General features: G+C 62.1%; 11 protein-coding genes and 1 pseudogene. 3 read left to right on the forward strand and 9 right to left on the reverse strand.

Annotated elements, in window-relative coordinates:
* Window positions 1-101 precede the first annotated feature (101 nt).
* From PCO31010_RS17755 to gtdA, 5 genes are all read right to left on the reverse strand, one after another.
* Complete coding sequence (locus PCO31010_RS17755; protein ID WP_150665421.1) at window positions 102-1,445, reverse strand: MFS transporter; 1,344 nt, start codon at window positions 1,443-1,445, stop codon at window positions 102-104.
* 111 nt (window positions 1,446-1,556) lie between these two features.
* The gene (locus PCO31010_RS17760; RefSeq protein WP_150665422.1) at window positions 1,557-2,774 is read right to left on the reverse strand and encodes a 3-hydroxybenzoate 6-monooxygenase; all 1,218 of its coding nucleotides are present in this window, start codon (window positions 2,772-2,774) and stop codon (window positions 1,557-1,559) included.
* 94 nt (window positions 2,775-2,868) lie between these two features.
* Window positions 2,869-3,510 carry a maleylacetoacetate isomerase gene (gene maiA / locus PCO31010_RS17765; protein ID WP_150665423.1) on the reverse strand — a complete coding sequence of 214 codons (642 nt, stop codon included), beginning with the start codon at window positions 3,508-3,510 and terminating at the stop codon, window positions 2,869-2,871.
* Window positions 3,511-3,520: 10 nt separating this feature from the next.
* A complete protein-coding gene (locus PCO31010_RS17770) occupies window positions 3,521-4,219 on the reverse strand; it encodes a fumarylacetoacetate hydrolase family protein (RefSeq protein WP_150665424.1) in 699 nt (232 codons plus the stop codon).
* A 46-nt stretch (window positions 4,220-4,265) separates the two neighbouring features.
* On the reverse strand, window positions 4,266-5,303 hold the full coding sequence (gene gtdA / locus PCO31010_RS17775; RefSeq protein ID WP_039395745.1) for a gentisate 1,2-dioxygenase: 1,038 nt from the start codon (window positions 5,301-5,303) through the stop codon (window positions 4,266-4,268).
* 205 nt (window positions 5,304-5,508) lie between these two features.
* On the opposite strand from gtdA, the gene PCO31010_RS17780 reads away from it, so the two are divergent.
* A complete protein-coding gene (locus PCO31010_RS17780; RefSeq protein ID WP_150665425.1) occupies window positions 5,509-6,459 on the forward strand; it encodes a LysR family transcriptional regulator in 951 nt (316 codons plus the stop codon).
* Between the two features lie 34 nt (window positions 6,460-6,493).
* On the opposite strand, the pseudogene PCO31010_RS27210 reads toward PCO31010_RS17780, so the two are convergent.
* Both PCO31010_RS27210 and PCO31010_RS17785 read right to left on the reverse strand, forming a co-directional pair.
* A pseudogene (locus PCO31010_RS27210) lies at window positions 6,494-6,658 on the reverse strand (hypothetical protein); the annotation flags it as partial.
* A 225-nt stretch (window positions 6,659-6,883) separates the two neighbouring features.
* A complete protein-coding gene (locus tag PCO31010_RS17785; RefSeq protein WP_174984893.1) occupies window positions 6,884-7,801 on the reverse strand; it encodes a ParA family protein in 918 nt (305 codons plus the stop codon).
* 342 nt (window positions 7,802-8,143) lie between these two features.
* On the opposite strand from PCO31010_RS17785, the gene ruvA reads away from it, so the two are divergent.
* Complete coding sequence (gene ruvA, locus PCO31010_RS17790) at window positions 8,144-8,725, forward strand: Holliday junction branch migration protein RuvA (protein WP_150665427.1); 582 nt, start codon at window positions 8,144-8,146, stop codon at window positions 8,723-8,725.
* A gap of 95 nt (window positions 8,726-8,820) precedes the next feature.
* Entirely contained in the window at window positions 8,821-9,729 is a 909-nt protein-coding gene (locus PCO31010_RS17795) for a LysR family transcriptional regulator (RefSeq protein WP_150575489.1), read from the forward strand.
* A gap of 9 nt (window positions 9,730-9,738) precedes the next feature.
* Here PCO31010_RS17795 and PCO31010_RS17800 read toward each other — a convergent pair whose 3' ends face one another.
* Entirely contained in the window at window positions 9,739-10,803 is a 1,065-nt protein-coding gene (locus PCO31010_RS17800) for a MerR family transcriptional regulator (protein ID WP_150665428.1), read from the reverse strand.
* Window positions 10,804-11,021: 218 nt separating this feature from the next.
* A complete protein-coding gene (locus PCO31010_RS17805; RefSeq protein ID WP_150665429.1) occupies window positions 11,022-12,341 on the reverse strand; it encodes an MFS family transporter in 1,320 nt (439 codons plus the stop codon).
* Window positions 12,342-12,386 lie beyond the last annotated feature (45 nt).

Below are 12,386 nucleotides of genomic sequence, written 5' to 3' on the forward strand. Positions count from 1 at the left end.
GAATTTGGACCGACGGCGGCAGGTGTTCAGACACCTCGATTCGCCGTCAGTCCACACTCTATCCCTATCCGCGACGGATTGCGCGGTGCATCAATGCCGGATCAGGCCGCTGCTTCGACGGCGAGCACGGCTTGTCGGTGGCGAATGCGACCGAGCGTGAGCATCGTGAAACCGGCCAGCACCGCAGGTACGCCGATGGCGGCGAACAACGCGGGCATCGACCAGCCCATGGCGAGCATCGATGCGCCGCCGACCGACCCGACCACCGAACCCATGCGCCCGACACCGTTTGCCCAGCTCACGCCGGTCGCGCGGCAATCCGTCGGATAGAACTCGGCGGAGAGGGCGTTCGCGCCGACCTGACCGCCCGAGACGCAGAACCCGGCCCAGAACACGGCGACCGAAGCGAGCACCGGCGAACTGGCCAACGGGCCGACAGCGGCCACGCACACGCCTGCCAGTACGTAGGCGGCAGCGAGCACGTAATGCGGATTGAAACGGTCCATCAGCCAGCCGAGCACGATGGCCCCGAGGGTGCCGCCGACCTGGAACATCGCTGTGACGATGGCCGCGTTACGCAGCGTCAGACCGTTCGTGCGAAGCAACGTGGGCAACCAGCTCGAGAGCAGGTAGATCACCAGCAGGCTCATGAAGAACGTCGCCCAGAAAAGCAACGTGCCACGCAGCAATTCCGGCTTGAAGAGATGGCGCACCGGCGACGTGGTCGACGGCTTCATCGCCACATTGAACGTTGCACCGCGCAGATCCTCATGCGGTGCGATGCGTTGCAGCGACGCCGCTACGCGCTCCGGCGACTTGCCTGCCATCACCAGATAACGCACGGATTCAGGTAACGCGCGGATCAGGATCACGCCGAGCACGATGGGCATCACGCCACCGACGATCAGCACCGAGCGCCAGCCGAACGCTTCGATCAGGCCTGCCGAAGCGAGGCCCCCCAAGGCGGAGCCGAGCGTGAAACCGCAGAACATCGTCGTCACAAGGAACGAACGGCGCGAGTCGGGGCAGTATTCCGACGTCAGCGTGATCGCGTTCGGCATCGCACCGCCGAGACCGAGACCCGTCAGGAAGCGCAGCGCGATGAGGTGCCACAGATCCATCGACCAGGCCGACGCGAGGCTCGCGACGCCGAAAAAAAGCACCGAGAAGATGAGGATGGTCTTGCGTCCGAGCTTGTCGGCGAGCGGGCCGAACAGGAACGCACCGGCCATCAGACCGGCAAGTCCTGCACCGAACAGCGGGGCGAGATGCGCGGGCGTGAGCGACCATTCGGCACGAATCGCGGGGGCGATGAAGCCGATGGCGGCGGTATCGAAACCGTCGATGGCGACGATCAGAAAGCACAGAACGACGATCATCATCTGGAACGGCGAGATGCGATGCCGATCGATGAACGCCGTCACGTTGATGGGATTCGCTGGCATGGGGTGTCTCCTCTAAGGTGCCAGAAGCCGCGCGACAGCAGACAAGCGGTCGCGCGACGGGCCCACGCGGTAGAATTTTTTTGTTCCGCGTGGGGTATTGCGGTTACTTGTTCATGCGTCGGCCAGCCACGGGGTTTGCGACAGGCAGTTCTCAGCGCGCCAGCCGTGCAGCCATTGCAGGGCGTCGTAGAACTGCGTCTGCGTGCGGCCCTTCCAGAGCGAGTTGCGCACCCAGCGATCCACGCCCTTGGCGTGATAGACGCGACCCATGTCGCGTGCGCCGTAAAGCACACGCGCGGTGCGCGGAATGCGGGCGTGTTCGTAGCGACGGAAGGCTTCGGTGAAGTCACCGTTCGCGGCCGTGTAGGCGGCACCGAGCGTGACCGCGTCTTCGAGGGCCTGACACGCGCCTTGCGCGATGTACTGCGTCATCGGGTGCGCAGCGTCGCCGAGGATCGTCGCGCGGCCAAAGCTCCATTGCTCGACCGGGTCACGGTCGGCGGTGGCCCAGCGACGCCACGACGTCGGACGGTCGAGCATCTGGTGCGGCAATGCGTCGATGCCTTCGAAGTACGACAGCACTTCTTCCTTGCTGCCGTCGCGCACCCCCCCCACTTCCTGCTCGCGGCTATGGAAGGTCACGACGAGGTTGTATTGCTTTCCGCCGCGCAGCGGGTAATGCACGAGGTGGCAGTTCGGACCGGCCCACACGACCGGCGCGTTGACCTGCAAGTCCGTCGGCATGTTCTCTACGTCGACCACTGCACGGTAGACCACGTGGCCCGTCACGCGCGGCTCGTCGCCGATCAGTGCGGCGCGCACGGCGGATTTCACGCCATCGCAGCCGATCACGGCGTCAGCGGTGTGACGCTCGCCATGCTGGTCGATGACGGTGACGCCATGCGCATCCTGTTCCAGCGACACGACGCGGGTGGCCGTGCGGAACTGGATTCGCGGATTGCGTTGTACGGCTTCGAGGATCGACAGATGAATGTCCGCGCGATGGATCACGGCGTACGGATTGCCGAAGCGTTCGCGATAAGGCGCGCCAACGTCGACTTCCGCGATGATGCTGCGGTCGATGGCGTCGCGCAGCGTGATGTGGTCGGTGAAGACCGAGCGTCCGCGGGCGGCTTCGCCGACGCCGAGCGCATCGAGTGCGGCGAAGGCGTTGGCTGCCAGCTGGATGCCCGCACCGATTTCGCCGATGGTCTCGGCCTGCTCCAGCAGTTCGATCTGCACGCCCTGATTGGCGAGCGCGAGCGCGGCGGCGAGTCCGCCGATGCCGCCGCCGACGACCAGCGCTTTGGGTTGATGGGGTTGCGTCATGCTTGTCTCCTCGGGCAGTGTCTGCCCTCCTGCTTTTTCATTCACTTCCGGCGCAAGCTGCCAGCGTCGTGTGAGGACGCCGGCGTTACTTCATTCACGCCGAGTAATCCGGTTGACGGCTGGGGGCCGCCGCAAGAAACGCCGGATGCGTTTCCGCCAGCGCGAACACCGCCATCGCGCGCGGATAAGCCGACAGGTCGCAACCCATGCGCTGTGCGTTGGCGATCTGCGGGATCAGGCAGACGTCGGCCAACGTGGGCGTGTCGCCGAAGCACCATGCGCCGTGCCCGTACCTCACCAGCAGACGCTCGACACCCGCCATGCCCTCGGCGACCCAGTGGCGATACCACGCGTCCTTCTGCTCGGCCGACAACCCGAGCGGCCCTTGCAGATACTTCAGGATGCGCAGGTTGTTCACCGGGTGGATGTCGCAACTGATGAGCATCGACAGTTCGAGCACGCGGGCGCGCGCTTCTATGTCCTGCGGCACCAGACGCGCTTGCGGATACTTCGCGTCGAGATAGTCGATGATGGCGAGCGACTGACCGAGCGAGACGTCGCCATCGACCAGCGCGGGTACGACAGCCGAGGCGTTCACTTCGTCGACATACGGCTGCGCGCGATGCTCACCGACACGGATGTTCACCGGAATCGTGTCGAACGCGAGTCCCTTGAGCGCGAGGGCGATGCGCACGCGGTACGACGTCGAACTGTTGAAAAAGCTGTAGAGCTGCATGACCGTTGCCTCAGACCACGCGCACCGTGATCTCGCCGAGACCTTCGACGGCCGTGACCATCGTCTCGCCTGCCTTGACCGGGCCAACACCTTCCGGGGTGCCCGTGTAGATCAGGTCGCCCGGTTCAAGACGGAAGAATTGCGACAGGTACGAAACCGTCTCAGCCACCGACCAGATCAGATGCGTGACGTCGCTCTTTTGCTTCTGAACGCCGTCCACGGTCAGCGAGATCGCGGCCTTTTCGACATGACCGACGCTGGAGACCGGATGGATCGGGCCAATCGGTGCCGACGCATCGAAGGCCTTGCCGATTTCCCACGGACGGCCCATCTCGCGCATCTTCATTTGCAGATCGCGACGCGTCATATCCAGACCGACGGCGTAACCCCAAACGTGTTCCAGTGCCTGATCGAGCGGAATGTCCGAACCGGCCTTACCGATTACGGCGACCAGTTCGGCTTCGTAGTGGTAGTTGCTCGTCTGCGCCGGGTACTTCAGTTCCAGCGTGTCGCCGTATGCAACCGGCAGCACGGCGTCGGCGGGCTTGCAGAAGAAGAACGGCGGTTCGCGGTCCGGATCGAAGCCCATTTCGCGGGCATGGGCGGCGTAGTTGCGGCCGACGCAGTACACGCGACGCACGGCGAACTGGTCGTTGCTGCCGACAACGGGAATGCCGACGATGGCGGGCGGAGTGAAGACGTAGGACATGGTGATGGACTCAGCGAATAAGGTGAAGGAAGGGTGATCGGGTGGCTCAGGTACGGGACTCGCGCAGCAGGTTCAGCGCGGCGAGCACCGGGCGGTCGGAGTAGCTGAACAGCACGGCGTCGTCGAGTGCAGCGAGTTGCACTGGTGCCCATGACGGCACCACGAAGTGATCGCGCGGTTCGAACTGGAACACGTCGTCGCCGATGCGCACCGTGCCGCGGCCTTCGACGACCGAGAACACCGTCGCATCGGTGCTGCGATAGGTCTTGCCCTGGAAGCCCGCCGGGAGGTATTGCATGAACGTCGCCATCGTCGGCATCGGCCAGCCACCCGTCGCCGGATTGACGTAGCGCAGCTTGATGCCGTCCCACGGATCGAGTTCACCGTTGCGATACAGCGTGTCGAGCGCTTCGCGCGAGCGGGCGTACGGGTAGCTGAAGATCGGCGACGTCGGATCGCTGACCTTGTGATGCACTGGCAGCATGTTGAAGCCATAGCGCGCGAAGCTATCGCCTTCGGGGCGCTGCACGGGTTGCTGCGATTCGGGGTAGTTCTCGGCGAAACCGGCATCGAAGTACTGCACGAGCGGGATGTCCAGGCCGTCGAGCCAGACGACCGGCTCGCCGTCGGACGGATTGCCGTGGTCGTGCCACGTCCACGACGGCGTGATGATGAAGTCGCCGGGGTGCATCGTGGTGCGCTCGCCGTTGACGGCCGTCCATGCGCCGCTGCCTTCCACGATGAAGCGCAGCGCGGACTGCGTGTGGCGATGGCTCGGGGCGATTTCGCCCGGCAGGATCAGTTGCAGTCCGGCGTAGAGCGAACCGGTGATGCTCGACGACCCCGGCGTGCCGGGGTTTTGCAGAATCAACACGCGCCGCACGGCTTCTTCGGCACTGATGACGCGGCCCGCTTCCATCACGAGCGGGCGCACTTCGTTGTATTTCCAGATGGCGGGCACGACGCGCGGGCGTGGCTGCGGCGGCACCAGGCTGTGCAGCGATTCCCACAGCGGGGCCATGTGGTTGTGACCGATGTGTTCGTAATAGGCAGCGCGTTCGGCGCTGGGGGCGCGGTCGGACATGCTTGTCTCCATGTTGGAAGGGGGCCCGGTTGGCTCGTCTGGCGACTGTCGCAGACGGCGTTGCGTGGTGCTTTTCGGGTCTATGAATAGCGTTATACTCGGCGAGACATATTCTTTGAAATGAAAAAATCATCGGATCCATACGAAAAAACGTATGGATCGAGGGATTTGAGCGGTACCCACCCGAGGTGCCCGGAGACAGCCCATGGATTGGACGCAACGACTACGTCTGCGCAACTTGCAGATGCTGCTGACCCTCGCGGAGACGGGCAACATGAGCCAGTCCGCCGCGTTGCTCAACACGACGCAGCCCGGTTTGTCCAAGTGGCTCAAGGATCTGGAGGACGACATCGGTCTGCCGCTGTTTGAGCGTCAGGCGCGCGGACTGCGGCCGACGTCATACGGCGAAGCGCTGATTCAGCACGCGCGACGCATCGAAGCGCAGCTCGACACGGCACGCGACGATCTCGACGCCATGCGCGAAGGCGGGAGTGGGCTGGTGGCGATTGGGACGTCGGGCGCGTCGTCGGCGGATACGGTGCCGCTCGCGGTACTGCTGCTCCTGCAACGCATGCCCCGCGTGCAGGCGCGCGTTGTCGAAAATACGATGGACCGACTGATGAATCAGTTGGCGCATAGCGAGATCGACATCGTCGTCGGACGCTCCGCCCCCGAGTTGCAGGACCGAAACGTGCGCACGGAGGCGCTGTATCTGGAGCCGCTGCACTTCGTCGCACGCACGCGGCATCCGGTGTTTTCGTTACCGACGGTGGATTGGGCGAATATTCAGCGCTACCGCTGGGTCGTCTGGCCGCGAGGCACGCCGATTCGCAATGCGCTGGAGTCGGCACTGGCCGAAGCGGGGTATCCGCTGCCGAACGACACCGTCGAATCGAACTCGACGATTCTCAATCTCACATTGCTCAACAACAGCGACATGATCGGTCTGGCGTCGCACCGCACGGCAAGCCGCCTGCAGGCGCTTGGGGCGTTGCGCATCGTGCCGCTGCGTCTGGCAGGGTTCGGTGGTGTCTCGATGTACTGGCGGGATGATGGTGCGAACCGCGCCGCAGTGGTCGAAGCGCTAGAGTGCCTACGCTCGGCAGCCAAACGTTCGACGGGGGATTTGGTGGAAGGGGTGGGGGGAGAGGGGTGAAGCGCGAATACCGCCTCACCCGGAAGCTAGCCGACTAGCAAACAAGATCGTGGATCGTCTCCCCTAATTTTCTAAGGAAGCGTGAAACATCGCGTGTCGATTGTCTGTCAATTGCAGACTTTGCCTCCGCGTCGGCTTCAATATCGGCCTCGTGCACGATGGCATTCCTCCGTCGAACGATTTCCCTCAACGTACTTCGAACGACCTTTTCGGCGTTGTCGGCCGGCTTCCTCGGTAGATTTCTACCATCCCAATCCGAATGAGATCGTGTAGCAGCTTATCGAAAGCGCTCACCGAACTGACAATTTTCGACCTCAGCAAGTCGTCGTAGCTCGATGTAGCGCGAGCGTTCTCAATCAACCTATCGTAGATGTCGGTAAGCGCATCCACGTCGTTCATATTGGATTCAAAGGCGGACAGCGACTTAAGCATTTTCCATCAACGTAACAAGTTTGTTAGCAACATCCGTCAAGGGACACGTGAGCCGCGCATCTTGCGACTGCGGCAATTCCCCCAAGCGGAAATCCTGCCGATTCAACACGGCCGCGTAGATGTCGTTTGAGAAGGTCATTCCAGCTGTTGCTAGCAGTGGGATGAGTTCTTTCGCGAGCGCTGCATTAATTTCTGCTGCGTATGCAACATGAGTTGCCTGCGAATCGCCGCATTGCGGAACTAACGTTCCTCCAAACTTCGGTATGCCAGGGCGTAATGGGTACGACGAGTCGCTCAACCTTTCCATCGAGCCGGACTTCCAGCGACTCCATCGAGGCAGCACAGCTGTCATTGTTCGCAACGCCATGGCGAAGAACGGGTCGTGGCATGCTGGTATGGCGAAGACGTCGCTGTGGAGAAAGAGATTTTGGTTCGTGGGACTGAGTCCCGGCGCCAGGTTGATTAACGTGAAATCGATGTCGTATTTGGTTTCGACCAGTGACATCAGTTCGTTAAATGCGCCGGGTATGCATCCGAGTGTCGTGAAGGTGTCTCGTGCATCGTGCGCATATCCCAGAAGGAAGTCGTATTCCGATAAGTTTGGGTGGCCCGGCAGCAAACGAAAATCTTGGGCGTGCGCAACTTTTGGACAGGCAATTGCCCTGATGGGGTCAGGGTGCCAGTGAAACACGTTTTGCACGCCGTCTTTCAAGTTGTGCAGGCGTGTGTGCTCGTTCAGATAGTAACGATCGAAACCCTCGCCCAGCGTCAGTCGCGTTAGGCTGCACTGCGGGTCGGCGTCTACCATCAACACGCGATAGTTCTCCGCCAGTGTGCGTCCCAAGTTGTAAATGGATGGCGTATTGCTAATGCTACCGGTATGGTTGAACAGGACCAGGCGTTTTGCCATATCGCGCCTCCTTGGGAAGGGAAAGGTGTGCCATGCGGACTTTGCCTGCACATGATTGAAAGGCAACGGTTGAGCTTGGGGAATCATCATTGCGAGTGCCGACGTTTGCTAACAGGACCAAAAGTCTTACAAGGATTCCCGTACCCCGCTGATACTCGGGAAGAAGCCGCTGAATCGAAACCTCATTGCGATCAAAGGCTTAGCGCCGACCCCGAACGGGCACTTATCCGAACTTCCCCATACCCGCCGCGCCCCGGTAGAAAACCTGCACCCCAAACCCCAAAGCGGCCCGAGCGGTTTGCTAAACTTGCCGCCTGTCGAAGTCACTCTCTCGGGGCGTCAATGATTGGCCGCATCTCCGGCACGCTGCTGGAAAAGAATCCGCCGCACATCCTGGTCGATTGCCAGGGTGTGGGTTATGAAATCTCGGTGCCGATGAGCACTTTCTTCAACCTGCCGAACGTCGGTGAGCGCGTGACGTTGCTCACGCAGTTCATCGTGCGCGAAGACGCGCAACTGCTCTTCGGTTTCGGTTCGCCGGACGAGCGCAACACGTTCCGTGAATTGCTCAAGATTTCGGGCGTCGGTGCGCGCACCGCGCTGGCGATCCTCTCGGGCATGAGCGTGGCCGACATCGCGCAGGCCGTCACGTTGCAGGAGTCCGGACGTCTGACCAAGATCCCGGGCATCGGCAAGAAGACCGCCGAGCGTCTGCTGCTCGAACTCAAGGGCAAGCTCGGCGCGCAACTCGGCACCATCGCCGGGGTCGCCGCACCGCACGATCACAAGAGCGATGTCGTCAATGCGCTGCTCGCGCTGGGCTATTCCGACAAGGAAGCGCTTGCGGCGGTCAAGACCGTGCCCGACGGCACGAGCGTGTCGGATGGCATCAAACACGCGCTCAAGTCGCTGTCGAAGGCTTGATCGATTCGCCCGCGCGGGCGCGCACCGGCCGGACGCGATTCATCTGGCGCAAGCACGGGAGTGGCAAGGGAGTGAACGCAGAGTGAGGAGGCGGCATGCAACTGCGATGGCTTGAAGACTTCGTCGAACTGGCACGCACGCGCAGCTTCACGCGAGCGGCGGAGAACCGATTCGTCACGCATCCGGCATTCGGTCGACGCATTCGCGCGCTCGAAGAATGGGTGGGCACGCGTCTGGTCGAGCGGAGCAAACCGCTCGAACTCACGGCCGCCGGTACCGTATTTCTCGACGCAGCCACCAATGCGCTCGACATTCTTCACAGCGCCCGCACGCAGTTGCAGGACGCCGCCCCCACGCTTGAAAACAACCTGAAGATCGCCACTGGCCGCACGCTGGCCGCGACGTTCTTCCCGGACTGGTACGACGAAACCGTCTCGCGCATCGGCTTCTTCACCGCGACACTGTCCACTGGCGGGGCAGAGGAGGCCATCCTGCGGCTGGCTGCGGGCGAGGTCGATCTGCTGATCGTCTATTCCAGTGCACACACGCGGCTGCTTATCGATCAGGACCGTTTCGACTGGCTGAGCGTGGCGCGTGAGGTGCTGGTGCCGGTCAGTGCGCTCGATGCGAAGGGACGGGCGAAGTATCGGCTCGCGGCCGGGCCGTCGCCCATTCCTTGGCTGGCATTCACGCGCACGCTGACGCTGCGTGCCGTGCTGGCTCGACATCTCGCGGAGATGCCGAACCGTCCGACGCTCAAGCCGGTTTATCAGGCCGATTCATACGAAGCGATTCTCGCCATGGCGCGGCGCGGTGCGGGCATCGCCTGGCTGCCGCAGCGTCTGGTGGCCGACGACGTCGCACGGGGCACGCTCGCCATCGTCGGCGGGAAGGACTGGCAGATCGGCTTCGACATCGCGCTCTACCGGCGTCGGCATCAACCGCATCATGTGCTCGACGCCATCTGGCAGAGCGCGCGCCTTGCTGCTGGCGAAGACGCCTGAGCGCAAGGTTTACCTCGCACCCATCGCCACCGCGACACCCTGCTTCACAAACTCCAGCAGGGGCGTGTCGATGAAGGATCCTTCCATCAGTTCGGGTTCGAGACGATGCGCTTCGCGGATCTTCATATGCGTGGCGGGATTGTCACCGGCATAGGCGCGGAAGTACGTCAGCCATTGACGGATGAGCGCCTGCACTTGCGGCGCTTCGGGCGGCGAGCCAGCTTCCATTTGGTCGCGCAACGCCCCGATGAGGACCGGCCATTCGTTGGTGTGGTTGAGGTAATTGGCCGCGAGGAAGCGGTATTCCGCGTCATCGAGATACTTTCGGTAGATGCGTAGCTTGGTCTGCCCGAAAGCTTCCTTGATGTACTGCATCACATCGTCGGTAATCCCCGTTTGCGATTGCATCGACGGCTCGCTGAGGTGCATCAGATTGAGCTTGGCGAGCAGACGTGCATCTCCGCCCGTATCGCGCTTGATCATCGCCATCCAGCGACGAGCGACCGCCTGCGCCGTCTCACCCGTCGATGGCTCCCCACGGGCTATCAGATCCCTCACCTCGGCCACAATCGCTGGCCAGTCCGATTCGTGCGCCTGCTTGTTCTGGTACAGCGGGAAGCGGGCGAGTTCGTCTTGCGAGAAGTATTTGTCGTACATGTTCATCAGCTCCAGCGTCGACAACCATTCGGCAAGTTCCGGGGCTTCGCCCGATCCCAACTGCGTTTGCAGTCGGAGGAGGCGTTCGCGCAGGCGGCTCGCATCGTCGATCTGATGCGTGAGCATGTCGATCTGCCGCGCGATGAGCGCATCAAGCCCGTCGTAAGCGCTTTGCCTGTCGTTGCTGCCGTTCGATGCATCCCGGTTTGCCAGCCATTGGCCGATGTCGGCGAGCGACATGCCGAAGCGACGCAGCGCCTGAATCTCATGCAGACGGGCGATGTCGCTCAGGTCATAGAGTCGATAACCGGCATCGGAGCGCGCCGAAGGCGAGAGCAGGCCGAGCGTGTCGTAGTGGTGAAGCGCGCGCACCGTCAGGCCGCTACGTTTGGCTAATTCACCGACTTTGAGCCGCATGGAAACTCCCGTGATCTTCTGGCGTGTGACAAGGCTGAAGCCTCACGCAACGTGAGGGTCAAGCGATTTTAAGCGGGATGAGGGATGTATGGCTTTCGCCGGAGGTAGGGGAGTTCGAGACGTTGCGCGTCTTCCGCAAAGCGCTGGCCTGAAAGCAAAGGAGGCGCAATATTGCGCCTCCTTCGTAGTACCGCTATTACCGCTGTATCAGCACGCGATCAATGCTCGTGATGCAGATACTTCGCCTGACGCGGCAGGCGCAAGCTCACAACGAATGCCAGCACCATCATGCCGGTGACGTACCAGTAGAACGTGGGCTCCATGCCAGCCTTCTTCAGACCCAGCGCGACATACTCTGCCGAGCCGCCGAAGATGGCGTTGGCGACCGCGTAGGCCAGACCCACACCCAGCGCGCGCACTTCGATCGGGAACATCTCGGCCTTCACGATGCCGCTGATCGACGTATAGAAGCTCACAATGGCGAGCGCCAGACAGATCAGCACGCCCGCAGCGATCGGGCTTTGCACCGTCTTGAGCGCCGTCAGGATCGGCACCGTGGCAATCGCACCGAGTGCACCGAACAGCAGCATGTTGTTGCGGCGGCCAATCTTGTCCGAGAGCATGCCGAAGATCGGCTGCATGCACATGTAGACGAACAGGCAGACGGTCATGATGTAGCTCGCCGTCTTGATCGGCATGCCCGCCGTGTTCACCAGATACTTTTGCATGTAAGTGGTGAACGTGTAGAAGATCAGCGAACCGCCAGCCGTGTAACCCAGCACCGTGAAGAACGCAGCCTTGTGATGGCGGAACAGACCGGCGATCGACCCTGCATCGCGGTTGTTACGGCTCGCGCTCGTCGACGTCTCGTGCAGCGTACGACGCAGCATCAGTGCCACCACTGCCGTGATCGCGCCGACCACGAACGGAATACGCCAGCCCCACGCTTTGAGTTCGGCTTCGCTGAGCAACTGCTGAAGAATCACGACCACGAGCACTGCGAGCAACTGCCCGCCGATGAGCGTCACGTACTGGAACGACGAGAAGAAGCCGCGACGGCCCTTGAGCGCCACTTCACTCATGTACGTTGCCGTCGTGCCGTATTCGCCACCGACCGACAGACCTTGCAGCAAACGCGCGAACAGCAGCAGCGCGGGCGCCCAGTTGCCGATGCTGGCGTACGTCGGCAGCGCAGCGATCAGCAGCGAGCCGAGGCACATCATCATCACGGAGATGACCATGGAGTTCTTCCGGCCATTACGGTCGGCAATACGGCCGAAGATCCAGCCGCCGATGGGGCGCATCAGGAAGCCGGCCGCGAACACGCCAGCCGTGTTGAGCAACTGGGCGGTCGGGTCCGAACTGGGGAAGAACGCAGGCGCGAAGTAGATCGCGCAGAAGGCATAGATGTAAAAGTCGAACCACTCGACCAGATTCCCGGAGGACGCCGCGACAATTGCGAACACGCGTTTGCGGACTTCTTCGGGGGTGGGCGGCTTGTTGTCGATTCCGGCGTTGGATGTAGCTGTGTCTCTCATTTCTACTGACGATGGGGGCATCGCATTGATAACTACGTTTACAAC

The organism is Pandoraea commovens, from assembly GCF_902459615.1.
Classification (GTDB): Bacteria; Pseudomonadota; Gammaproteobacteria; order Burkholderiales; family Burkholderiaceae; genus Pandoraea; species Pandoraea commovens.

Bases quoted from the DNA above. Each gene is read 5' to 3' on its own strand.
- PCO31010_RS17805 (WP_150665429.1), bottom strand. From the start codon at position 12,341: ATGAGAGACACAGCTACATCCAACGCCGGAATCGACAACAAGCCGCCC.
- PCO31010_RS17800 (WP_150665428.1), bottom strand. From the start codon at position 10,803: ATGCGGCTCAAAGTCGGTGAATTAGCCAAACGTAGCGGCCTGACGGTG.
- PCO31010_RS17780 (WP_150665425.1), top strand. From the start codon at position 5,509: ATGGATTGGACGCAACGACTACGTCTGCGCAACTTGCAGATGCTGCTG.
- PCO31010_RS17755 (WP_150665421.1), bottom strand. From the start codon at position 1,445: ATGCCAGCGAATCCCATCAACGTGACGGCGTTCATCGATCGGCATCGC.
- ruvA (WP_150665427.1), top strand. From the start codon at position 8,144: ATGATTGGCCGCATCTCCGGCACGCTGCTGGAAAAGAATCCGCCGCAC.
- PCO31010_RS17785 (WP_174984893.1), bottom strand. From the start codon at position 7,801: ATGGCAAAACGCCTGGTCCTGTTCAACCATACCGGTAGCATTAGCAAT.
- gtdA (WP_039395745.1), bottom strand. From the start codon at position 5,303: ATGTCCGACCGCGCCCCCAGCGCCGAACGCGCTGCCTATTACGAACAC.
- PCO31010_RS17760 (WP_150665422.1), bottom strand. From the start codon at position 2,774: ATGACGCAACCCCATCAACCCAAAGCGCTGGTCGTCGGCGGCGGCATC.
- PCO31010_RS17795 (WP_150575489.1), top strand. From the start codon at position 8,821: ATGCAACTGCGATGGCTTGAAGACTTCGTCGAACTGGCACGCACGCGC.
- maiA (WP_150665423.1), bottom strand. From the start codon at position 3,510: ATGCAGCTCTACAGCTTTTTCAACAGTTCGACGTCGTACCGCGTGCGC.
- PCO31010_RS17770 (WP_150665424.1), bottom strand. From the start codon at position 4,219: ATGTCCTACGTCTTCACTCCGCCCGCCATCGTCGGCATTCCCGTTGTC.